17 protein-coding genes and 1 tRNA gene are annotated in these 22,882 nt (G+C 59.9%); 6 read left to right on the forward strand and 12 right to left on the reverse strand.

Going from position 1 to position 22,882, the window contains the following annotated elements; translation table 11 throughout:
• Positions 1 to 16: 16 nt before the first annotated feature.
• The 6 genes from DOU54_RS03935 to DOU54_RS03960 all read right to left on the reverse strand — a co-directional run bounded on the left by DOU54_RS03935 (position 17) and on the right by DOU54_RS03960 (position 6,257).
• Positions 17 to 106 (reverse strand) — tRNA-Ser (locus DOU54_RS03935).
• Positions 107 to 304: 198 nt separating this feature from the next.
• Positions 305 to 1,186: a dihydrodipicolinate synthase family protein gene (locus tag DOU54_RS03940; RefSeq protein ID WP_113730768.1), complete on the reverse strand. Its 882-nt coding sequence runs from the start codon at positions 1,184 to 1,186 to the stop codon at positions 305 to 307.
• Entirely contained in the window at positions 1,183 to 2,826 is a 1,644-nt protein-coding gene (locus DOU54_RS03945) for an ABC transporter ATP-binding protein (RefSeq protein ID WP_113730770.1), read from the reverse strand. The genes DOU54_RS03940 and DOU54_RS03945 overlap by 4 nt, the downstream gene beginning before the upstream one ends.
• On the reverse strand, positions 2,819 to 3,742 hold the full coding sequence (locus DOU54_RS03950; RefSeq protein ID WP_113730772.1) for an ABC transporter permease: 924 nt from the start codon (positions 3,740 to 3,742) through the stop codon (positions 2,819 to 2,821). Before DOU54_RS03950 ends, DOU54_RS03945 begins: the two co-directional genes overlap by 8 nt.
• A gap of 15 nt (positions 3,743 to 3,757) precedes the next feature.
• Complete coding sequence (locus DOU54_RS03955) at positions 3,758 to 4,672, reverse strand: ABC transporter permease (RefSeq protein WP_037090457.1); 915 nt, start codon at positions 4,670 to 4,672, stop codon at positions 3,758 to 3,760.
• Between the two features lie 76 nt (positions 4,673 to 4,748).
• Positions 4,749 to 6,257: an ABC transporter substrate-binding protein gene (locus DOU54_RS03960; RefSeq protein ID WP_004437354.1), complete on the reverse strand. Its 1,509-nt coding sequence runs from the start codon at positions 6,255 to 6,257 to the stop codon at positions 4,749 to 4,751.
• Between the two features lie 320 nt (positions 6,258 to 6,577).
• Here DOU54_RS03960 and DOU54_RS03970 point away from each other — a divergent pair, with 320 nt between their 5' ends.
• The 3 genes from DOU54_RS03970 to DOU54_RS03980 are packed head-to-tail and all read left to right on the forward strand — an operon-like array spanning position 6,578 to position 9,851.
• Entirely contained in the window at positions 6,578 to 7,774 is a 1,197-nt protein-coding gene (locus DOU54_RS03970) for a sialidase family protein (protein WP_113730776.1), read from the forward strand.
• The gene (gene pdxA / locus DOU54_RS03975) at positions 7,771 to 8,727 is read left to right on the forward strand and encodes a 4-hydroxythreonine-4-phosphate dehydrogenase PdxA (protein WP_044459553.1); all 957 of its coding nucleotides are present in this window, start codon (positions 7,771 to 7,773) and stop codon (positions 8,725 to 8,727) included. The genes DOU54_RS03970 and pdxA overlap by 4 nt, the downstream gene beginning before the upstream one ends.
• Positions 8,724 to 9,851: an iron-containing alcohol dehydrogenase gene (locus tag DOU54_RS03980; protein WP_113730778.1), complete on the forward strand. Its 1,128-nt coding sequence runs from the start codon at positions 8,724 to 8,726 to the stop codon at positions 9,849 to 9,851. Before pdxA ends, DOU54_RS03980 begins: the two co-directional genes overlap by 4 nt.
• A gap of 56 nt (positions 9,852 to 9,907) precedes the next feature.
• On the opposite strand, the gene DOU54_RS03985 is transcribed toward DOU54_RS03980, so the two are convergent.
• The 4 genes from DOU54_RS03985 to DOU54_RS04000 all read right to left on the reverse strand — a co-directional run bounded on the left by DOU54_RS03985 (position 9,908) and on the right by DOU54_RS04000 (position 14,635).
• Positions 9,908 to 10,615 carry a FadR/GntR family transcriptional regulator gene (locus DOU54_RS03985; protein ID WP_004437348.1) on the reverse strand — a complete coding sequence of 236 codons (708 nt, stop codon included), beginning with the start codon at positions 10,613 to 10,615 and terminating at the stop codon, positions 9,908 to 9,910.
• Between the two features lie 4 nt (positions 10,616 to 10,619).
• Positions 10,620 to 11,660, reverse strand: a complete 1,041-nt coding sequence (locus DOU54_RS03990) for a four-carbon acid sugar kinase family protein (RefSeq protein ID WP_113730781.1) — start codon at positions 11,658 to 11,660, stop codon at positions 10,620 to 10,622.
• Positions 11,661 to 11,845: 185 nt separating this feature from the next.
• Positions 11,846 to 14,089 carry a polysaccharide deacetylase family protein gene (locus DOU54_RS03995; protein WP_113730783.1) on the reverse strand — a complete coding sequence of 748 codons (2,244 nt, stop codon included), beginning with the start codon at positions 14,087 to 14,089 and terminating at the stop codon, positions 11,846 to 11,848.
• Positions 14,090 to 14,245: 156 nt separating this feature from the next.
• Positions 14,246 to 14,635: an acyl-CoA thioesterase gene (locus DOU54_RS04000; protein ID WP_004437343.1), complete on the reverse strand. Its 390-nt coding sequence runs from the start codon at positions 14,633 to 14,635 to the stop codon at positions 14,246 to 14,248.
• Between the two features lie 174 nt (positions 14,636 to 14,809).
• On the opposite strand from DOU54_RS04000, the gene DOU54_RS04005 reads away from it, so the two are divergent.
• On the forward strand, positions 14,810 to 15,004 hold the full coding sequence (locus DOU54_RS04005; RefSeq protein WP_004437341.1) for a hypothetical protein: 195 nt from the start codon (positions 14,810 to 14,812) through the stop codon (positions 15,002 to 15,004).
• Between the two features lie 39 nt (positions 15,005 to 15,043).
• Here the strand turns inward: DOU54_RS04005 and DOU54_RS04010 are convergent, their stop codons facing one another.
• A complete protein-coding gene (locus tag DOU54_RS04010) occupies positions 15,044 to 16,855 on the reverse strand; it encodes an ABC transporter ATP-binding protein/permease (RefSeq protein ID WP_004437338.1) in 1,812 nt (603 codons plus the stop codon).
• Positions 16,812 to 17,075, reverse strand: coding sequence for a hypothetical protein (locus tag DOU54_RS04015; protein WP_112637445.1), 264 nt, complete (start codon positions 17,073 to 17,075; stop codon positions 16,812 to 16,814). Before DOU54_RS04015 ends, DOU54_RS04010 begins: the two co-directional genes overlap by 44 nt.
• A gap of 71 nt (positions 17,076 to 17,146) precedes the next feature.
• Between DOU54_RS04015 and DOU54_RS04020 the strand changes: the two genes are divergently transcribed.
• Together DOU54_RS04020 and DOU54_RS04025 are read left to right on the forward strand one after the other, a co-directional pair.
• A complete protein-coding gene (locus tag DOU54_RS04020; protein WP_113730785.1) occupies positions 17,147 to 20,473 on the forward strand; it encodes a transglutaminase family protein in 3,327 nt (1,108 codons plus the stop codon).
• A 1-nt stretch (position 20,474) separates the two neighbouring features.
• Positions 20,475 to 22,880: a circularly permuted type 2 ATP-grasp protein gene (locus DOU54_RS04025; protein ID WP_113730786.1), complete on the forward strand. Its 2,406-nt coding sequence runs from the start codon at positions 20,475 to 20,477 to the stop codon at positions 22,878 to 22,880.
• Positions 22,881 to 22,882 lie beyond the last annotated feature (2 nt).

A 22,882-nucleotide genomic window follows, 5' to 3' on the forward strand; every position in this document is an offset into this window, starting at 1 on the left:
GAGAGTAAATACAACCTGGCGGAGAGGGTGGGATTCGAACCCACGATACCCTTGCAGGTATGCCGCATTTCGAGTGCGGTGCATTCGACCACTCTGCCACCTCTCCGCATGCGCGAACGCTTGCGTTGCGCGCTCCTATTAAACATCAATGGCCGGGCTGACAAGCGGAATTTCGCGTTTGTGTCACAAATTATTCGTCTTGAACGAGCTCACGGAATGGGGTTGGAGTTTGATTGTTTTTGCCGATATTTACTGATGACACGCCTCGGATTTTGCCAGGCGCGTGTGATTGATCGATCAGGGTCTACAGGCGCTGATAACGCCGGAGGATGTCAATGATCCGGTCATCCTGATCAGGATCCGGCAGGAGCGCCGGCTGTCGGCTGGCGCCGACGGAAGGGTCCTGGAGATAAAGCGAACGTTTTACCATGGCCGGCGCGAAACCGAGGGCATAAAGATCTGTGCGGAAAGCCGCATAAATGGCCTGCTGGCGTTCGGCTTCGGCGATGTCGCCGGCGTTGAAAGCATCGAGAATGCCGGCGAGCACATCCGGAAGCGCGTTGCCGAGACCGGAAATGCAGCCTGCCGCACCGTTCTGCAGCGACCACAGAACGAGATGGTCCGGGCCGGAATAGACCTCGAAGCCGGGCACATCCTTCGCCACCCGAAGATAGGCTTCGAGCGTCTGCTGTGCACCGCCGGAATCCTTGATGCCGGCGATATTGCCGTGAGTGGCGAGTTTGCGGGCGGTTTCCGGTTCTATGTGGTTCTGGGTGCGGGCGGGAATGTCATAGAGATAGACCGGCGTGTCGACAGCGTCGGCCACCGTCGAGAAGTGGCGGATCAGGCCATCCTGCGTACAGGAGATGAAGAAGGGCGTGATGACGGCGATGCCGTCGACACCGATACGGTCGAAGGATCTCGCGAGCTGCAGGGTTTCGAAGGTGGCCGGCATGCCCGCATTCACGATGACCCTGGCGCGGCCGGCCACCTCATCCACCACCTCCTCCGTCAGCCGGATCTTTTCATCATGCGTCAGCGCGGTAAAATCGCCGTTGGTACCGGCGCACATGATGTTGTTGCCGGCGGCCACCTGGCGGCGCACCTGCGCACGCGTCGCCTCATAATTGATGGTTTCGTCTTCATTAAAACAGGTGACGAGCGCAACGAAGGCTTGTTTGCTCATGAAAGAACTCCGCTTGAATTTCCGGTGGCCTGGACAGGCGACGCAGCGTTATGTCCGGCCTCCCTTTCGGGGTCGGGGTCGAGACTGGCTGAAAGAAGCGCGCGCGTGTAAGCCTCGCCCGGCGCTTCGAAAATCTGGCGGACGGTGCCGAATTCCACCACCTCCCCGCGCTGCATGACCATGACGTGATCGGCAAAATCCCGCACCACCGGCAGGTCGTGAGCGATGAAGATGAAAGAGAGGCCCATTTCGCGGCGCAGCTTGTCCAGCAGCGCAATGACCTGCGCCTGAACCGAAACGTCGAGTGCAGAAACCGCTTCGTCGCAGATGATGAGCTTCGGCTCCAGCGCCAGCGCCCGGGCAATGGCGATGCGCTGCCGCTGGCCGCCGGAAAACTGGTGCGGATACCGGCGCATATGATCCGGTGAAAGACCCACCTGCTGCAGCAACTCGCCAACCCGTTCACGCCATTTCGCCCTCGGCACTATGTCCGGATGAATGACCCAGGCTTCGGAAATCAGCTGGAACACCGTCATGCGGGGATTGAGCGACTGGGTAGGGTCCTGAAACACCATCTGCAGATCGCGCCGAAGCGCATAAAGCTCCGCTGGCGACAGCCTGAACAGGTCACGCCCCTTCCAGACGGCGCTGCCGGCATCCGGCTCATCGAGCCGCAGCAGGATGCGGGCGAGCGTCGACTTGCCGGAACCGCTTTCGCCGACGACGGCGATGGTTTCTCCGGCCATCAGGTCGAAAGAGACACCTTTCAACGCCTCGAAGGCGCCGTAACGCTTGCGCACATTGCGCACGCTGAGCAATGGCTCACCCGTTGCTTTCGGCTCATGCATCTCGCCCCGGCCGGGGGCGGCGTTGATCAGCTTGCGGGTGTAGGGGTGCTGCGGATTGCTGTAAACCTCGCGAACGGTGCCGGCCTCTACCAGAACGCCCTTCTCCATCACCAAGACCCGGTCGGCAATTTCGGCGACTACGCCGAGATCATGGGTAATGATGAGCACTGCCATGCCCGTTTCCCGCTGCAGTTCCCTGAGCAGCGAAAGCACTTCCGCCTGCACCGTCACGTCGAGCGCGGTGGTGGGTTCGTCGGCGATCAGAAGATCGGGGCGCAACGCCAGCGCCATGGCGATCATCACGCGCTGGCGCTGGCCGCCGGAAAATTCATGCGGGTATTTCGTCAGCGCCCTGTCAGGATCGGGAATGCCCACACGCGCTATAAGCCGCCTCGCTTCCGCTTCTGCCGCGGCCTTGCCCATGCCATGCGTGGTCATTGCCTCCCGGATCTGCCAGCCAACAGTGTAAACCGGGTTGAGATGGCTGAGCGGATCCTGAAAGATTATGGCGATGCGCCGGCCGTTGATCTCGCGGCGCGCCTCGGTCGGCATGGTCAGCAGGTCCTTGCCGTCGAGCAATATTTTTCCACCGCCGATGCGGCCGGGCGGCATGTCGATGAGGTTCATGATGGCCGAGGAGGACACCGACTTGCCGGAACCGCTTTCGCCAAGGATCGCCAGCGTCTCACCTCGGTCGATATGGTAGGAGACATCCTTCACCGCATGCACGACACCGCTTACGGTGTGGAATTCCACCGAAAGATTGCGTACCTCGAGAAGATGATCAGCCATTTTTACGGCCCTTCATTTCCAGTCGCCAGCGCTGCACCGGGTCGAGCGCGATGCGCAGCCAGTTGGACAGCAGGTTGAGCGACAGGGTGGTGAGAATGATGGCGAGCCCCGGCCAGAAGGACAGCCACCAGGCATTGGTGAGATATTGCCGCCCCTGCGAAATCATCAGGCCCCAGGTGATTTCCGGAGGCTGAATGCCGGTGCCGAGGAAGGACAGCGCGCTTTCCGCGAGCATGACATAAGCGAAATCAAGCGTTGCCAAGGTCGTCAGTGTCGGCAGCACCACGGGCAGGATGTGGCGGAAGAGGATGCGTTTTCCCGAAGCGCCCATGACCCTTGCCGCCTGCACGAACATCCGTTCGCGCACCTCCAGCACCTCCGCCCGGGTGGTGCGGATATAAACGGGAATCCGTGTGATGGCGAGCACCAGCATCAGGTTGAGGATGGAGGAGCCCAGCAGATAAAGCACGATGACCGCAATCAGCAGCGATGGAAAGGACATGATCACATCCGCAAGCCGCATGATGATCTGGCCGGTGCGGCTGGAGGAAAAACCGGCGATGAGGCCGAGTACAGTTCCGGTGACGGCGGAGAGAAAAACCGCGCCGGCGGCGATCATCATCGTGTTTTGTGTAGCGGCGACGATGCGCGCGAGAAGCGGGCGGCCGAGTGCATCCGCCCCCAGCCAGAAATACCACTCGCGCTGCCAGTCGAACGGTGCCAGGTTGCGCCCGCGCAGGTTCTGTTTTGTCGCGAGATCGCCGAGCCAGGCCGGGCCGACAAAAGCGAGAATGACGACAATGATAAGAAAGATGACCGCGCAGAGCGCAAACTTGTCCGCCCACAACATGCGCAGCATGCGGGTTGCGAAAGACGGTTCATCGATGATCTCAGTATCGGCGTTCATAAGGCTCATGGCTGGACGACCTCCTCAGTGCCGGATGCGCGGATCGAGCAGCGCATAGGCGATATCGATCAGAAGGTTCATCAGGAAGATGGCCAAGGCCGTGACGAGGATGGCGGCCAGAACGACATTGAAATCCCGCTGAAGGATGGAATCGATCATCAGCTTGCCGACGCCGGGGAAACCAAAGATGGTTTCAACCACGACGGCGCCGTTGAGAAGGCTCGCCGCCTGATCGCCGATAACGGTGATCACGGGCAACATGGCGTTGCGCAAGGCGTGGATGAAGATGATCGGACCCGATTTCACACCCTTGGCGCGCGCCGTTTTGACATAGGCCGAGGACAGCGCGCCGATCATCGAGCCGCGCACCACCTGCACGATAATGCCGAAGGGGCGCACAAACAGAACCGCGATAGGCAATATCCAGTGCAGCACGGACCCTGTGCCGGACGTGGGAAGCCAGGCCAGGTTGACGGAAAAAACCACGATCGCAACGATCGCCAGCCAGAAATCCGGCACGGATGCCCCGATGAGTGAGATACTCGAAGCGACGCGGTCAAAAAAGCCGCCGGAACGGAACGCCGCGAGCGAGCCGATGATGATGGCAGCCGTGGTGACCAGCGACATGGTGATAACGGCAAGCCAAAGCGTCCAGACGAAAGCCTCCAGCACCACATCCAGCGCCGGGCGCGCCTTTCGGAGAGATTCACCCAGGTCACCCGTCATCACATCGCCGGCATAGCGCAGAAACTGCACCATCAGCGGGTCGTTCAAACCGTGCAAGGCGCGAAACTGCTGCTTCAATTCCTCGGACGCTTCCACCGGCAGAAACAGCGCCGCAGGGTCCCCCGTCAGACGGGACAGGAAGAAAACCATCACGATGAGGCCGATCAGGGAGATCAGGCTCGCAAAGGAACGTTTTCGGATGAAGCTCAGCATTGTTGCCTCCGGTTTTTCAATGCGGCGGCGAAGCTTCCGCCGCGCCGCCGCTTCTTCATTGACAGGACACGGGACCTTATTTGATGCCGATTTCCGAAAGCTGCAGCATCGAGTTGGTGGCAATGGTCGGCTTGAAGTCCAACCGCTCGGAGACACGGGAGAAACCGACCATGTGGAACAGCAACACATCCGCTACCACGTCATCATGCAGATAGGCGATGAGTTCGGACCAGAGCTTGGCGCGCTCGTCACCCACGGCTGCGGAGGCGCGTTCGATCAGATCATCCACCTTCTTGTCAGAAAAGCCGGACTGGGTACCCTTGGTGGCATATTTGAAGAACATCGTGAAGGACGGGTCGCCCTTGGAATTGTCATGCATGGCGGCGACGATCTGCGGTCCACGGCCTTCCTTGAATGGCTTCGAATAATAGCTTTCGTGCTCGGCCACTTCCACGAATTTCAGGTCGATCTTGAAGCCGACTTCCTGCAATTGCTGCTGGATCGCTTCCATGATCTCGGTAACGTTCGGGAAATTCGCCGTGCGCGCGATGACGGTGATCGGTGTATCCACCTTTACGCCGGCGGCCTTTGCCTCTTCGAGCAGCTTTTTTGCACCCTCAGGGTCATAGGGGAAGACCTTGACGTCGGGATTCCAGCCGAGCGTGGTCGGCGGAACCAGCGCCGTTGCCAGGACCGCTCCTTCGGGAACCAGCGTGCCGAGAAATGCCTGCCTGTCGATGGCAAGGTTAAGCGCGCGGCGCACCCTGACATCGTTCAGCGGCGCGATATTATGATCGAGGCGCATATAGACCGTTTCACTGTCGAGATAGGAAAAATCGGTCTTCGGATTTGTCGCGTCTAGCTGTGAAATGGAGGGGGAGAGATCCGCCTCGCCAGTCTGCACCATGGCGGCCCGCACCGAGGGATCGGCGCGAAAGAGATAGGTCGCTTCCGTGACCTGCGGCTTCTTGCCCCAATAATCATCACGCGACGTCAGTACGATCTGCTGGCCGGGAGTCCAGTTGGTCAGCTTGTAGGGCCCGGTGCCGACAGGCTCGCGGATGAATTCCATCTTGGTTTCTTCGGGAACGATGGTCACGAGCGACATCAGCAGCGGCAGGATCGGCTGGGCCGGATCCGTCTTGAAATCGATCGTATGGTCGTCGACAACCGTGGGCGTCACCGTCATGCCGCCGAAATAGCGACGGGACTCGCAGGCGTTCTTGTCGCTCATGATGCGCTCGAAGCTGTGCTTCACATCCTTGGCGTCAAAATCCGTACCGTCGGAAAATTTCACGCCCTGGCGCAGGTGGAAGCGCCAGCTGCCATCGGAGTTCTGCTCCCATTTTTCAGCAAGGCGCGGCTGAACGCCGTTCTTGCCGCGCACATCAAGCTCGGTCAGGGTCTCACTGACATTTTCCATAATGATACGGCCAATGTTGGAGCGCGTGGCCATGCAGGGCTCAAGCAGGTCCGCTTCTTCCGCCAGCACGATCTTGATCGGCCCCGAAGCTGCAAACGCCGGCGAGCCGGCGGCGCTGAGGGAACCCAAAACAAGGGCGCCCGCAATCAATGACTTCTTGATTCCGTTCTCCTCCCAGATCAGAAATTCAGCAACATGGCGGTGGACCGCAAGAGGCAGTTGAAGGCCCCGTCTCCCGCATCGGGGAGCATGGCGTGCGGATGATCGTCTCCTCCACCCGTCATCAAAGCATCGACGCTATCGCATTTTTTGTCAATTTATTTTTCCTTACCGATTTCAGATCAGTCTCGGTTTATAATTTTTATTGTTGTAAATCAACATATTAGATATAAAACTCCGAATGAATATCACGATATTTTCTACATAATAAACTTGACAACTTTTCGAATATGCCATTTTGATCTGCCCAAGAGGAGATCAAGATGACCCCTGATGACATCGCTCAGGCCATGACCGGAGATATCCACGTCACGTCAGAAAAACGGCGTGAAGCCTTTCTGCCATCGCCCATGATCCAGAACCATGCGAGCTTCCTGCATCTTCTGGACGATGGCGCGCTGCTCTGCGCATGGTTCGGGGGAACGCTCGAGGGAAAGTCGGATATTTCCATCGTCGCATCCGTGCTAACGCCCGGAGCCGGACGCTGGGGAGCGCCGCAGCGCCTCAGTCATGATACGGCCCACTCCGAACAGAATCCTGTTTTTTTCACTTCGCCGGATGGCGCGCTCTGGCTGTTTCACACCGCCCAGCCCTCCGGCAATCAAGATGAGTGCCGCATCCGCATGGCGAAAATCCATCGTAATCGGTCGGAACCGGAGAAGCTCATTTCAGAGGACGGGCGATTTCTCGATCTTCCCAAGGGCTGTTTCATCCGCGCGCCGCTGCGCATCCGCGATGATGGAGCGTGGCTGTTGCCGATCTTCCGTTGCGTTCAGCGACCCGGACAGAAATGGAACGGCAGCCACGATACGGCAGCGCTCGGCATTTCCACGGACGATGGCGAGACATGGACATTGCAGGAATTGCCGGACTCGATCGGCTGCGTGCATATGAGCCCGGTGGCGGGAACGGACGGGCAACACTCCGCTTTTTTCCGCCGCCGCCAAGCCGATTTTGTCTACCGCACCGAAAGCAAGGATGGCGGTCGCTCATGGTCAAGGCCGCATCCGACCGATGTGCCGAACAACAATTCTTCCATCGCCGTGACAAGGCTCGGTAGCGGCCGGCTGGCAATGATTTGCAATCCCGTCAATGCCGCCCAGTCGAGCGACCGCCGCGCCTCGCTTTATGACGAACTCGGAGAGGACGATGGCAGGCCGGATGCTGATCCAAGCGGCGGATGCGTGCCCGTCTGGGGTGTGCCGCGCGCACCCGTCACAATCTGCCTTTCCGATGACGATGGGCGCAGCTTTCCGACCCGTATCCTGATCGAGGACGGGCCGGGCACGTGTCTGTCGAACGATTCGACAGATGGCCGAAACCTGGAAATGTCCTATCCATGGCTTCTGGAGACACCTGACGGTGCGCTGCACGCAAGCTACACCTATCATCGTCGCGCCATCAAATATGTGCGGCTGGAGCCCGGCTGGGCCGAAACTGCGGACGGGAGAAAAAGATGAGCAATATTATCGGCATCACGATGGGCGATCCTTGCGGGGTTGGTCCCGAGATCACTGTCCGGGCATTTGCTGAAATGTCCGCTTCCGACCAGGCCGCAACGCGGATTTACGGAAACCTCGCAACGCTGGAGGCAGCACGGCAGGCGCTCGGTCTCGATATCGATCTTGCCCCGCACGTGGCAGACTTGCCCGTTGAGGGTGCGCCTTTGCCCTGGGGCACGCTTTCACCGGTGGCCGGCGACGCCGCATTCCGCTTCATCGAAACGGCTGTGCGGGACGCCGAGGCAGGGCGGATCGGCTGCATCGTCACCGCGCCGATCAATAAGGAAGCGTTGAACCTTGCGGGCCATCATTATGACGGCCACACCGGCATGCTGCGCAGCCTGACAGGTGCCTCGGCCGCTTATATGCTGCTCGCGTCCGAGCGGCTGAAGGTCATTCATGTTTCGACCCACGTCTCGCTACAGGAGGCCATACGCCGGGCGACGACGGAGCGGGTGCTGGCCACCATTCGCGCCGGCAACGCCCACTTGAAGCGCATCGGCTACGAACGACCCCGCATCGCGGTGGCGGGCATCAATCCGCATTGCGGCGAAAACGGTCTTTTCGGCACCGAGGATGACGATCAGATCGCGCCGGCGGTTGCGGCCGCACGCGCCGAAGGCATCGAGGTACAGGGGCCTGTTTCCGCCGATACCGTATTTCATCGCGCCTATTCAGGCGCTTTCGATCTCGTCGTCGCGCAATATCATGACCAGGGGCATATCCCCATCAAACTCGTCGCCTTTGACACTGCCGTCAATGTCTCCGTCGACCTGCCGATAGACCGTACCTCCGTCGATCACGGCACCGCCTTCGACATAGCCGGCAAGGGCATCGCCAATCACGGCAACATGAATGCGGCCATCGCCTATGCGCGCAAGCTCGTGGCAGGCAAGGGTGGAAAGGGATGAGCACCATGTCCACGGCTCCCATTCTCATCCACCAGCCGCGCAGGCTCGCGGTTGGCGCAGGCACCGTCACGCAGGTTGGTGACTGGGCCGGCAAAACCGCCTCAACACTGGTAATCGCGACGCCGCTGACGGCAAAATTCGCCGAACGTCTGCAACTGCAAGGGCCCTTTGCCGTCTTCGACGCCATTCCGGGTGAGCCGGATACGACGACACTGGACGCCGCTCTCAACGCGGCGCGCACTGCCAGGCCCGATCTCATCATCGGCCTCGGCGGCGGTTCGGTGATGGATGTGGCAAAGCTTGTCGCCGCATTGTGGAATTCAGATCAGACGCTTGAGGACGTCGCCGGACCTAACAAGGTCGCCCGTCGCGATACGCGCCTCGTGCAGATAGCCACCACGGCCGGCACCGGCTCGGAAGCAGGCATCCGCTCGCTGATCACCGATCCCCTCAAGGGCAGCAAGATCGCCGTCGAAAGCCCATATCTGATCGCGGATTTCGCTATTCTCGATCCGGAACTCACCTACTCCGTACCATCGGCCGTAACTGCGGCAACAGGCATCGACGCCATGGCCCATTGCGTCGAAGCCTTTACCAACCGCAAGGCCCATCCAATGATTGACGGCTTTGCCCGCATGGGCTTCACGCTGGTCGGGAAATATCTCGCCCGCGCCGTTCGCGACGGTTCGGATACGGAAGCGCGGGAAGGCATGATGCTCGCCTCCTATTATGGCGGCATTTGCCTCGGCCCGGTCAACACGGCGGCCGGCCACGCCATCGCCTATCCGCTCGGCACGCGTCTCAGCCTGCCGCACGGGCTCGCCAACGCCATCGTCTTTCCACATGTGCTGGCCTTCAATCAGCCTGCGGTTTCCGCGAAGACGGCGGAAGTGGCTGGAGCACTGGGGCTTCGTGACCATCTCTCGCCCGGTGATCTGCGCAAGGCAGCAACCGATTTCTGCGCGGCGCTCGGCATCGAAATGTCGCTTGCCAAACACGGAGCAGCCGAGGCCGATCTGGCCCGCTATGCCGAGGATGCCCATGCCATCCGCAGGTTGATGGATAACAACCCCGTCGACATGACCCTGCAGGACGTGCTGGGAATTTACCGTCACGCCTACTGAAGCAGAACCGATGCGCGTGACCGCGCATCGGCTCTCGGGCCGTTTACTTGAGCCGCCTAATCTCCGTGCGATGATTCGAAGAGCCGGTCGCGCGATCCTGTCAGGTGCTGCAGCATCAATTGGCGGGCTGAATCGGCATCTCCATCCGCGATCGCCTTTGCGATGGCCTCGTGCTCGGCAAAAACGCGGGTCAGGCCTGAGGCCTCGCGCTTTACGGACATGCCGTGGAATTTCATCCCGACCGCGATATGATCCTTGAGAGCCTCCATCGCGGTGGAGAAATAGCTGTTCCGCGCCGCCCGCGCGATGGCAAGGTGGAACTGATAGTCGGCATCCTCGCGGTGGGACTGGCGGTTGGTCGCATCCCGCATCAGCTCAAGCGCCTTCCTGATGGCCGCAAGTCTCTCGGCGTCATGCCGTAATGCCGCGGCAGCGGCCGCCGCGGGCTCGAGCGTCAGCCTGAATTCGTAGCAATTCAGAAGGTCCGCAACGTTTTCCAGCTGTCCGAAGCCAAGCGGTTCACGCAAACCGAAGGCCCGGACATAGCTGCCGGAACCCCTGCGGGAGTAAATGAAACCCTGCTCGCGTAATCGCCGTAGTGCCTCGCGAACGACCGGCCGGGACACTTCGAATTCCATGGCGAGTTCATGTTCGGTCGGCAATCTTTCATCCGGCTTGTAGGCGCCGGATTTTATCGCCCGGTGCATCCTTTCGAAAATAATGTCCGGAAGTGCCTTGCGCGCCGTTTCTTTCATCAGCCCCATCTGGTCAGCTCTCTCCAGCATCTGTCGCGCCAAGCATCATTTTCGCGATACGTTTCAGTGTGTCAGCTTGCCCAAAACCGCCCGATTTCGCAATGATGCATTGGTTTCCCGCCCAGCCGACACCGAGGCCCGGCAGGCACTCGCCGGCAAGACGCAGCCGCAAAATGCCCATCGCGCGCAGCACCGCCTCGGCCGTTGCCCCGCCCGACAGAAGCAGCCTGCCCGCGCCGGCCGTGAAGTGCGGAACGACCCCTTCCGCCAGCCGGTCTGAAACTTCAAGCGAAGAAAGATACTGATCCCCCTGGGTTGCCTGAATGAGGGAAAGGTCGACGTCTTCATCCGCGTCCCGAGGAACGGCACCGTTGGGCGCTTCAATGATCGACACCAGATTCGCGCTCTTGAGGACGTCAATCTGCTCCAATGTAATCGGATCGCGGGAACCGATGACAAAGATCCCCTTGCCAGGTGGAACGGTTGCAACATCGGGCAGGACGCGCGCCGCCATCACCGAAGCCAGCGTCTCTGCAAGACCACGCGCGCCAATGAAAAGATCAACCCCTTCAGCCTGCGCGGCAGAAAGGGCCTGCCTGATATCCTCAGTCGTTCGCGTATCGGGTATTGAACAACGCAGGGCATGTCTTCCCAGTTTTTCATCAATCGCGATGGCGGTTTCAACCCCAAAGCCCGAGACGGCGCCGCCGCTGACGATACGTCCGAAATCCGGAATTGCCGGCACGACAAGAGCGCGCCGGAAAGAAATTGCATCCATTTCAGCCGCAATATGTCCCTTCAGGCGGGAATCGATCTTTTTGAACAGGATCGTGTCGGCTGGAACCAGTGCCAGTAGTTCCTGTGTGCGACGTCGGGCCTCGTCCGCCTTCCCATCGCGGCATCCAAGATTGACGCTGAGAACGGCAGGGGCAGCGGCCAGCGCCGCATGCACGCCTTCCAGCCCCGTTGCCACCTCTGTCACCATTCCGCGCCCGGCAAAGGGGGCGGCCGCGTCGAGCGCGCCGGTCAGATCATCGGCAAAAATCAACAGCACGGCATCGCCTTCAAAAAGTTGTAAGGTTTTACGTCGATAAATTTATTTATATTCAATAGATAAAGAGATGTGAATAACAAAATTGATCGCACGGACCTTTCAAGTCGCCGGAGAGAAATGGAAAGCAAGATCAGCCATGCCCACCGGTAGCGGGGTGCCAGCAAGGATGACGAACCCTCGCGTCGCTAAACGAAGCGGAAAGGCAGACCGGAGATAAGGGCTTTGACGAAGCGCTTTTTCTGAAAGCGGCCGTTCAGTGAAACACGCGGCAAGAGTGTGGGCTTTTCGAGACTGCCGAGGCCGAGAACCCCCGCCTGTGTGGTGACTGCCGCGGAAAACCCTGCGTCCGATACCGCCTTCGCCTCGCGCTCGCCCACCGCCTTCGTCCAACCATAGGGATAAGAAAAGGAGCGCGGTGTATGGCCCGCATATTCCTTTACCCGGCGCTTCGATTCCACAATCTCGTAAGCCAGGCGCTCAGCGTCGATCTTGCGCATATTCACATGGGTCATGGTATGGGCGCCGAGATGCACTAGAGGATCCTCCGACAGCGCCCTGAGTTCTGCCGCATCCATGACGAGCTCGTCCACGATGGCAACCGGATCGATTCCACACTGTCGAGCGGCGCGATCGATCCTCTCCACCGCTTCATCTTCGGCGGCACTTTGGACAAAATTTTCCAGCCGCGCGAATGCATCCGCTTTTTGCAGGGGCGTTCCGCACGTCACGTGCTCCGGCCCTGCCCCGAAATCGAAATCGAACGACGCCGCCTTCTGCGTCAAGGCGGCGGCGGTCTCCCACCACAAGCCGCGTGTACGCTCGACAAAACCGGGCGTGATGAAGATCGTGTAGGGAACGTTATATTTGCGAAAGATCGGCGCGGCGTAGTCTGCGTTGTTGCGATAGCCATCATCAAGCGTGAAGGCACAAAACGACCGGTCTTCTCCGCTGCCGGCAAGCAGTGCCGGAAGATCATGCAGGTGAACGGGAACGAGACCCGATTCGAGCGCCGCCTGTACGGCCTCTTCGAGGAACTCCGGCGTGACGGACAATTGTACATTGGGCGCGAAAGCCGAAACAGCGCCGCCCGGGCGCACGTGGTGAAGCGTGAAGATGACACCTCGCCCGGCAAGCGAAGGGAATGCCGAGTGGACAGCCGGAAGGGAACTCACCTCCAACCCGGCCCTTATGACGGTGTATTTCACAAGGCGTTTTACCGGCTGCAGAAAAAGTCCCGCCGGTTGTCGCGAGGACAGGCCGGGTAATATCCGCTTTTTCAACACCCTGAAGGCTGTGAGCGGCAGGTCGATCAGGCCCGGCAGCGGGTCATTCAGCGCAAATGCAGCCCAACTGCGGACTTTGGCGAGGGACGCAAGATAGTCGGCAGCCCGCACCTCCCCTCTCCGCCCCAGGGTAAATGCAGCGACAAGATCACGGACAAGATAGGACCACGACGTGCCGTTGCGGGCCTTGACCGGCTCGCCGGTCGGCTCTTCGTTGGCGGCACGCCATAACAATGCGCCAAGATCAATGCCGGCAGCAGAACAGAGGCCGAACCACGACCAAGGACGCGGATTCACATCGAGAAGTTTCAGCGTCCCGTCCCGGTCATCGAACTTGAATTCCACCTCGACCAGTCCGCTATGACCGGCGGACCTCAATATTGTCCGGGCGGCATCGATCGCCGACGGGTTGTCGACAATCTCGACCCGAGTGCTGGTGTAACCGAAATCGACGGGATATTGACGGATGCGCCGGGCGGTGAATTCCGCCACTGGTTCTCCGTTCAGCCACAGGGCAGCATAGGAGAACTGGTTTCGTCCGCCACCTGGAATGAGTTCCTGCACCACCACATTGCCGGCGCCGATCTCTTCGCTGGCCTCGGCAAAGGCGGCTTTCAGGGCCTGCCGATCTTCGGCGCGGACGACCTTGGCGCGGGCGATCGCGGTATCGCCGCCGCCCATATTTGGCTTGAGAATGACGGGAAACAGCACGTCAAGCGCATCGATATCAGCAGCTGATGCCAGCGCATAGGTCCTGGGAATTCTGACGCCGAGTTCCGCCGCACGCCTGTATAGCAGCGGTTTTTCACACAGCCATTGCAGCGCCGCCCAGTCCGGCAGAACGATCTTGTAGAGAGCCGAAAGTTCATCGTGATGCTGCGAAACGAGCTGAACCTCACCATCGCCGGATGGGACCAGCAGCGAACCCTTGAGATGATGCCTGTCGGCCATCTGCCGCAGGAAAGACATTGCCCCTGCGTCGTGCGGACCGGCCCAGCGTATTGTCTCCCGCACGAAACGCGACCAGCTAGGCAGGGGTGAGTCATGGGTGAGGTAATAAACAGGCACATTCAGGGCCCCGAGGCTGCGCGCGAGGGCGAGCGTGCCATGAGCGCCGCCGACAATAACAACACCTGGAATGGTCAAAGCCTGATCCCCGTCCTACTCCATATCTTGATCGCAAAAATTGATAAATAAATTCGATATTTCCGAAATATGGGGATCGCGGCAAGGCCAAGGCGCTTGCGCTGCCAGTCTCTCCACGATGCGTTCCGGACAGCATCCGGAGGGAAAATCAACGCCTCATACGTCTTTCCGAACCGGGCGCGGCTCACCGTTCTCATCGACGGCGACCATGATGAAGACGGCCTCCGTCACCTTTTCACGCGAATCCCGATAGTGCCGGCGCGTCCAGGCTTCGATCTTCAGCGTGACGGAGGTGCGGCCAATCTTTTCGATGCGCGTATAGACGCACAATGTATCACCGATCTTGACCGGCTTCTTGAAGACGATCTCGTTGACTGCGACGGTGACGGTTCGGCCCCCGGCCACATCATTGGCGCGGACGAAAGCGGCAAGGTCCATCTGCGACATGACCCAGCCGCCGAAAATATCGCCGGCCGGATTGGCATCGGCAGGCATGGCAAGCGTTCTGAGCGTCAGTTCCATATCGGCGGGCGGCTGCTGATCCATCTGTCAAATTCCTTTCACAAACCTGCCGCTGCCGGACTTAAACAACCGCACCCCTTCCGCCAATAGCCGATTTGTCGCGGCAGCCCTTCCAAAACCGCAAGGAATCACAGGGTCATCGTAAGCTTCGGTTAACCATGATGGGGCACGATTCCAAAAAAGCGCGGGGGCGTACAAATGGCCTATGACTGGAGTGGAAACAACACGATACAGCAGCGTTACGATCGTATAGTTCTGGCGGTCGCTAGCGTTGTCGCCATCAGCCTGGCAACAGGTACACTGGCTTTCCGCTCACAGGTGGAGCCGAACAACACCATAAGTATCGCCAAACAACAGCGGCTCAACTCTGAAAAATGGCATTTGCGGCTCTGATACGCCTCGATCGGCACACCCGGCAGCACGACCATTGAGCTATTGCGAGGCGCCGCCATCGCGCCTGTCGGTCCCGTCCTTCTGGGAGACGTGGTCTAGATGGGCGACCGCCGGAGAAAGAATCGACAGAAAAGTCTCGGACCGGCCGATATAAACAATCGCCGCGCCCTCGATCCCGTTCAAAACCCCGGCCAGCGTGTCCTGCGTCTGTTTTTCCAAGCCTTCCAGCAGATCGTCAATGACGATGAATTTCGGTTTCAGCAATAGCGCATTGGCAACCCGGATGCTGGCCTGTTCGTCCGAATCCAGTTTTTTGTCCCAACGGATGTTTTCATCAAGACGAGAGGCCATCTCGCCGAGACCCGATGCGGCGAGCGCCGAAACATAATCCTCATCCGCAAAGCGCTGGGGTGCACGCGGATAAGCCATGATTTCGCGCAGCGTTCCTGCCGGCAGATAACCGTGCTGAGCAATGAAAAGCGTGTCGGTTTGATCCGGCATCTCTATCCTGCCCTGGCCCCAGGGCCACAGCCCCGCCATAGCTGCGAACAAAAGCCGCCGGTTCACACCTTGCTCGCCATTGATCATCAGCCGTTCGCCCGGCCCGACCTCGACATCCGCCTCATGCAGCATGAACCCGCGCTCAATATCCTGCCCGCCCGCATCGCGGCAGATCGTAACCGACTGAAGACGGATTCTGTCATTTTCCGCACTGCGTTGCAGATCGATCGTCAGGCCGTGCTGTTCCACGCTGTCCATCTGGATCAAAGCGTTCCGGAACACGGAGACACGCTGTAACGTCGCCTTCCAGCTGGCGATCGGCCCGAAATTGTCGATATACCAGCGTAGCGCCGTATTCACCTGATTGAAGGCGCCGACCGCCATCATCAGCCCGCCGAAAGTGAGATTGCCGGAAAAATAGACCGGAGCCGCGATCAGGATCGGCGCCACCACCGCCAGCCAGCCATATCCCGCCGAGACCCAGGTCAGATGTGTCAGCGCCATGGCGAGTCCCCGGATGACACCGAGGACGGCATCGATATCGACGCCAATCCGCCGCCTCTCATTTTTTTCGCCACGCGCAAGGGCAATGGCGGCAAGATTTTCGCTGGCCCGCATTAACGAAAAGCGAAGCTCAGCCTCTTTGGAATAACGCTCCGCGTTTAGCCCCACCAGCCGATAACCGACGAGGTTGCTGAGCAGGGAAGCGGAACCGGCATAAAGGATTGCCGCCCAGACCATATAGCCGGGGATAGCATAGGTATCGCCGCTGATGGTAATGGCAAAGCCCGCCGAGAGCGACCAGAGAACGCCGATAAAGCTGACAAGCAGGATCGTCGCGTTCACAAGACCGATCGAAAGCGCCGTACTGCTTTCGGCGAGGTTGCGGACATCGTCATGGAGCCGCTGGTCCGGATTGATGGCTATCGTACCGAAACTGGCGAGGCGGGCGGCGCGACCCGGCTTCAGCCACTGGTCCACCATGTCCTTGGCAAGACCCTCGCGCATGTTAAGCGCCGTCATCTGGTTGAGCCAGGTCTGAATGACGTTGAGGAGCAGCAACAGCCCGGCGATGACCGCGAAAACCTCGAGCTGATGAAGGAAGGCGTCGAGATCGCGCCGTTCCAGCGCGTTATAAAACGGCGCATTCCATTCATTGAGCCTGATCTGCCCGTAGGCCGTAAGCAATATCACCGTGAGAAGGGCCATCGACAGCAAGATCAGACGGTTGCGCACCGGCGATGTCCAGAAGGCGCGCCCCATCACGCGCAGCTGAGCCGGAAAATCGAGATCGAAGCCCGAAAGGTTAGCCGCGCCCTTGCGCTGATCGTCGCTTACCGATGTTGCCATTCATCCATTCCGAAACGTCAGTGGGCAAAGAAAGCCGGTCGCGATTCTGCGCCTTTCGATGCCAAGCAATAACACGCCGTTCGACCATGTCCACAATGCCGGCGAAATCTCCGCGGCGACAACCTGAAGGCCCGCGCAATTCTTCGTGCAGGCAAATGAAGCGGCTTCGACCAACAATGCGATTGCCCCAGGAAATGATCCTTGCTTTCTTTTCCTGCATTGCACAAAATCCGAGTAATTTCAGAGGGGCGGACAAACCGCATAAGCCGGAAAACCGGGCAAGGCAGATTAATGGCGATCAAAGCGAGCATCTATCATCTGACGCATTATAAATACGACAATCCGGTTCGCCTTGGACCACAGATCATCAGACTGAAGCCCGCCTCACATTCCAGAACCAGCGTCATCAGCCACTCTCTCAAGGTTTCACCCTCCAATCACTTCGTAAACCTTCAGCAGGATCCCTACGGCAATTACCTTGCCCGCTTCGTTTTTCCGGAACCGGTGAGTGAATTCAAGATCGAGGTCGATCTTGTCGCCGATATGACGGTTTATAATCCGTTCGATTTCTTTGTGGAGGAAGAGGCGACAAAGTGGCCCTTCGACTATCCGCAGGAACTGCGCGACGATCTCTCCATCTACATGAAGCCGGAACCGACCGGTCCTCTGCTCGCCGCCTTCATGGCCACTGTCGACCGCACTCCAGGTCAACAGACGGTGGACATGGTCGTCGGCCTCAACGCCCGCCTGCAGCAGGAGATCGGTTACGTCATCCGCATGGAACCCGGCGTCCAGACACCTGAGGAGACGCTTGCTTCCGGCAAGGGGTCCTGCCGCGATACCAGCTGGCTGCTCGTGCAGGTCCTGAGGCATCTTGGCCTCGCTGCCCGTTTCGTGTCGGGATATCTCATCCAGTTGACACCGGACCTCAAGGCGCTGGACGGCCCATCCGGCACCGAGGTGGACTTCACCGATCTGCACGCATGGGCCGAGGTTTATATGCCGGGTGCGGGCTGGATCGGCCTCGACCCCACGTCCGGTCTATTGACCGGCGAGAGCCATATTCCTTTGGCGGCAACACCGCATTACCGCAACGCCGCGCCTATTTCCGGCGGCTATTACGGCCATGCCAACACGGAATTCGCCTTCGACATGCAGGTCCGGCGGGTTGCCGAGACGCCGCGCATTACCAAGCCTTTTTCGGACGAAAGCTGGGACGAACTCAATGCGCTCGGCCAGGAGGTCGATGAGGTTCTGAATACCCATGATGTCCGGTTGACCATGGGCGGCGAACCGACCTTCGTTTCCATCGACGATTTCGAATCCGATGAGTGGAACACCGGTGCGGTGGGGCCGACAAAGCGCGAAAAGGCCGACCTTCTGATCCGCCGCCTGCGCGAGCGTTTCGCACCGGGTGGGTTTTTGCATTACGGCCAGGGAAAATGGTATCCGGGCGAAAGCCTGCCGCGCTGGACGTTCTCGCTCTATTGGCGCAAGGATGGCCTGCCGATCTGGAAGAACCCGGCGCTTGTCGCCGAGGAGGGCGCGAATACCGGCGCAAAGGCGGAAGACGCGCAGAAACTGCTGGGCGGCATCGCCTCCCATCTCGGCATCGAACGGGAGCTGGTGCTGCCGGCCTATGAGGATCCGGCGGAATGGATCATCAAGGAAGGAAGCCTTCCCGACAATGTTGACCCGTCAAATTCCAAGCTGAAGGACCCGGAGGAGCGAAACCGCATAGCCCGCGTCTTCGAGCGGGGACTGACGACACCGACCGGCTATATTCTTCCCGTTCAGGCGTGGAATGCGCGCGCCGCCGGCAAGCGCTGGATCAGCGAAAAATGGAAGACGCGGCGCGGTAAAATATTCCTCGTTCCGGGTGACAGCCCGGTGGGTTACCGCCTGCCACTCGGCACCCTGCCCTATGTGCCGCCATCCGCCTATCCCTATATTCACGAGGCCAACCCCTCGATCCCTCGCGGTCCGCTTCCCGACGTCTTCACGCCATCGGGCCGCGCCATGCCCGAAGCTTCTTTCCATGCCAGCGAAGCCGCGGGGCAGGAACGCGTAGAGCAGACGATCGGTGAAATCGGCGGCGCGGTGCGCACCGCCATGTCGGTGGAACCGCGTGATGGCAGGCTCTGCGTCTTCATGCCGCCAGTGGAACGCATCGAGGACTATCTCGAGCTGATTGCAGCAGCGGAGGCGGCAGCCGCCGCTCTTGGATTGCCAGTCCACATAGAGGGTTATGCGCCGCCGCATGATGAGCGTATCAATGTAATCCGCGTCGCGCCCGATCCCGGTGTCATAGAGGTCAACATCCACCCCGCTTCAAGCTGGAAGGACTGTGTCGACATTACCACCGCAGTCTACGAAGAGGCGCGCCAGTCACGTCTCGGTGCCGACAAATTCATGATCGATGGCCGTCATACCGGCACCGGCGGCGGCAACCATGTAGTGGTGGGCGGCGCCAATCCCAATGACAGCCCATTCCTGCGCCGACCCGATCTTCTGAAAAGTCTTGTGCTGCACTGGCAGCGGCACCCCTCGCTTTCCTATCTCTTCTCAGGGCTCTTCATCGGCCCGACAAGCCAGGCGCCACGTATCGACGAAGCCCGGCACGACAGTCTCTACGAACTGGAGATCGCGCTTGCGCAGGTGCCGCTGCCCGGTGAAGGCGTTCCGCCCTTGCCATGGCTGGTTGACCGCCTGTTCCGCAATCTCCTGACGGATGTAACGGGCAATACCCACCGCGCCGAAATCTGCATCGACAAGCTGTTTTCGCCTGATGGACCGACCGGCCGCCTCGGGCTGGTGGAATTTCGCGGTTTCGAAATGCCGCCGAATGCGCGCATGTCGCTTGCCCAGCAGTTGCTGGTGCGTGCTCTCATCGCGCGTTTCTGGAAAAACCCGGCCGTCGGCAAATTCGTGCGCTGGGGCACGGCACTCGCCGATCGTTTCATGCTACCGCATTATATCTGGGCGGATTTCCTGGATGTGCTTGCAGACCTCAGGGAAAACGGTTTCGACCTGAAGCCCGAATGGTTCACCGCCCAGCAGGAGTTCCGTTTCCCCTTCTTCGGGGAGGTGGAATATGAAGGATCAAAGCTGGAATTGCGCCAGGCGCTGGAACCTTGGCATGTGATGGGCGAACAGGGCGCCATCGGCGGCACCGTGCGTTATGTCGACAGCTCCGTCGAGCGCCTGCAGGTGCGGCTCGAAACGTCCAATCCCGCCCGCTACGCGGTGGCCTGCAACGGCCGCGCCGTTCCGCTGACTCCGACGGAAAACCGCAGCGTCGCGGTTGCCGGCGTCCGCTTCAAGGCATGGCAGCCCGCTTCCGGCCTGCATCCCGTGCTGCCCGTCAATTCACCCTTGACCTTTGACATTTATGATACATGGTCGAGGCGATCGATCGGCGGATGCATCTATCATGTTGCTCATCCGGGCGGGCGCAATTACGAGACATTTCCCGTTAACGGCAATGAGGCGGAGGCACGCCGCCTCGCCCGTTTCGAACCATGGGGGCATACGGCAGGGCAATACCCGCTTCGGGCGGAAACCGTGTCGCCAGAATTTCCGCTGACGCTCGATCTGCGCCGGCCTTACGGAGTATAAATTGTCCAAAGCCCCGGCAACGGAACGCAAGACGGAAGCGAGCGCGCGACCAAGCGGGCTTGAATATTCCCCTTTGCCTGGCGTTGCCGACGAAATGCTCGATAACAACGGCACGGTGAGACCGGTCTGGAAGACCCTGCTCGAGGCCCTCTCGCGCATGTCTGAGCGGGAGCTGCATGAGCGTTTTGCCCGCACTGACCGCTATCTGCGCGATGCCGGCGTGTTCTACCGCGATTACGGCAAGGGCAGCAGCGAAAGAAACTGGCCAATCTCCCATATTCCGGTGCTGATCGACGACCGGGAATGGACGGTTCTTGCCGAGGGGTTGAAGCAGCGCGCCAATCTTCTGGAAGCCATGGTCGCCGATTTTTACGGCGAAAACCGACTGGTGAAGGAAGGTTATGTGCCGCCGGCGCTGATTGCCTCGAATCCCGAATATCTGCGCCCCATGGTCGGCGTAAAGCCGGCAAGCGGTCATTACCTGCATTTCTGTTCCTTCGAGATCGGGCGTGGGCCAGATGGCAACTGGTGGGTGCTGGCCGACAGGACACAAGCGCCCTCCGGTGCGGGTTTCGCGCTCGAAAACCGGGTGGCGACCACGCGTGCGCTCTCCGACATCTATGCCGAAACCCATGTTCACCGTCTGGCCTCGTTTTTTGGTGCTTTCCGCGACACGCTGCAGGCGCAAAGAAAACACCCTGACGACCGGATCGCCGTGTTAACACCCGGCCCGGCCAACGAGACCTATTTTGAACACGCCTATATCGCCCGTTATCTTGGCTTCATGCTGCTGGAGGGCGAAGACCTGACCGTTGTCAATGGCCGCGTCATGGTCAGAACGGTTGCCGGGTTGAAGCCGATCGGCGTCCTCTGGCGGCGTCTCGACGCATCCTATTCCGATCCGCTGGAGCTCAACCAGCAATCCCATATCGGCACGCCGGGCATGGTACAGGCATTGCGCAATGAAGCGCTCACCATCGTCAACGCGCTCGGCAGCGGAATTCTGGAAACGCGGGCGCTGCTTGCCTTCATGCCGCGCATCTGCCGCCACATTCTCGGCGAAGAACTGAAATTGCCGTCCATCGCCACCTGGTGGTGCGGACAGGAGGCTGAACGCCGTCACGTCGCCGGCAATATCGAAGGCATGGTCATTGGCCCGGCCTATTCCCGGCTTCCATTCTTCGACGATAACGGCCAGTCCGTGCTCGGCTCTTCCCTGAGAGAAACTGCAAAGGAATCGATCAGCGACTGGCTTGCCTCCGATGGCCACAGGCTGGTGGGCCAGGAAGTGGTGAAGCTTTCAACCACCCCAGCCTATGTCGACAACAAGCTCGTGCCGCGCCCGATGAGCCTTCGTGTATTTGCCGCCCGTACCCAGGATGGCTGGCAGATCATGCCGGGTGGCTTTGCCCGGATCGGCAGCGGTGACGACGTGTCCGCCATCGCCATGCAATCGGGCGGAAGCGCGGCTGATGTCTGGATCGTCAGCGACAGACCGGTGGAGCGCACCACGCTTCTGCCGGCGGAAGAGAGCTTCACCCGCAACATGCCGGGCAGCCTGCCAAGCCGCGCGGCCGACAATCTCTTCTGGCTGGGTCGTTACATCGAGCGCTCTGAAGGCGCCTTGCGCATCCTTCGCGCCTGGCATGGGCGTTATGCCGAATCCGCTGATCCGCGCCAGCCGCTGCTCGCGCATGTCACGCGGTATCTCGAAGCGCTTGATGTGGAGATGAACGATGCCGTGCCGGAAAGCCTGCTTACCAACATCAACAGCGCGCTTTATTCCGCCAGCAACATTCGTGACCGCTTTTCACCGGACGGATGGCTGGCGCTGAACGATCTTGCCAAGACAGCCCGCCGTTTCCACGCGAAAGTGGCTCCCGGCGACGACGCGACCCATGCCATGACGGTCCTCTTGCGCAAGCTTGCGGGCTTTGCCGGCCTGGTGCACGAAAACATGTATCGCTTTACCGGCTGGCGTTTCCTGTCGATCGGCCGTTATCTCGAACGTGGACTGCATATGACGCGCCTTCTCGGCCATATGACCGGCCCGGACGCGCCAGATGGATCCTATGACATGCTGCTTGAAATCGGCGACAGCGTCATGACCCATCGCCGGCGGTATAACGTCAATACGGCAGGTCTGACCGTGACCGATCTTCTGGCACTCGACCCGCTCAATCCCCGCTCGATCCTGTTTCAGCTGAACGAGATCCGCACCGAGGTGGAGCAGCTTCCAAACGCCTTCGTCAACGGCCAGATGTCGCCCTTCTACCGCGAGGCGATGCGTCTGCATTCCGGGTTGGCGGTCATGACGCCGGAAAACATGAATGGCGCGATCTACCGCCAGCTCGAAACCGACATGGAGCATCTTTCCGATGTTCTGGCCCGGACCTATCTTGGATAATC

This window comes from Agrobacterium sp. MS2, from assembly GCF_003261015.1.
Taxonomy (GTDB): domain Bacteria; phylum Pseudomonadota; class Alphaproteobacteria; order Rhizobiales; family Rhizobiaceae; genus Agrobacterium; species Agrobacterium pusense.

Coding starts and splice junctions, on each gene's coding strand:
- DOU54_RS04005 (WP_004437341.1), top strand. CDS start 14,810: ATGGCCTATGACTGGAGTGGAAACAACACGATACAGCAGCGTTACGAT.
- DOU54_RS03955 (WP_037090457.1), bottom strand. CDS start 4,672: ATGCTGAGCTTCATCCGAAAACGTTCCTTTGCGAGCCTGATCTCCCTG.
- DOU54_RS04000 (WP_004437343.1), bottom strand. CDS start 14,635: ATGGATCAGCAGCCGCCCGCCGATATGGAACTGACGCTCAGAACGCTT.
- DOU54_RS03950 (WP_113730772.1), bottom strand. CDS start 3,742: ATGAGCCTTATGAACGCCGATACTGAGATCATCGATGAACCGTCTTTC.
- DOU54_RS03970 (WP_113730776.1), top strand. CDS start 6,578: ATGACCCCTGATGACATCGCTCAGGCCATGACCGGAGATATCCACGTC.
- DOU54_RS03945 (WP_113730770.1), bottom strand. CDS start 2,826: ATGGCTGATCATCTTCTCGAGGTACGCAATCTTTCGGTGGAATTCCAC.
- DOU54_RS03940 (WP_113730768.1), bottom strand. CDS start 1,186: ATGAGCAAACAAGCCTTCGTTGCGCTCGTCACCTGTTTTAATGAAGAC.
- pdxA (WP_044459553.1), top strand. CDS start 7,771: ATGAGCAATATTATCGGCATCACGATGGGCGATCCTTGCGGGGTTGGT.
- DOU54_RS04015 (WP_112637445.1), bottom strand. CDS start 17,075: ATGCAGGAAAAGAAAGCAAGGATCATTTCCTGGGGCAATCGCATTGTT.
- DOU54_RS04020 (WP_113730785.1), top strand. CDS start 17,147: ATGGCGATCAAAGCGAGCATCTATCATCTGACGCATTATAAATACGAC.
- DOU54_RS03985 (WP_004437348.1), bottom strand. CDS start 10,615: ATGGGGCTGATGAAAGAAACGGCGCGCAAGGCACTTCCGGACATTATT.
- DOU54_RS04010 (WP_004437338.1), bottom strand. CDS start 16,855: ATGGCAACATCGGTAAGCGACGATCAGCGCAAGGGCGCGGCTAACCTT.
- DOU54_RS03980 (WP_113730778.1), top strand. CDS start 8,724: ATGAGCACCATGTCCACGGCTCCCATTCTCATCCACCAGCCGCGCAGG.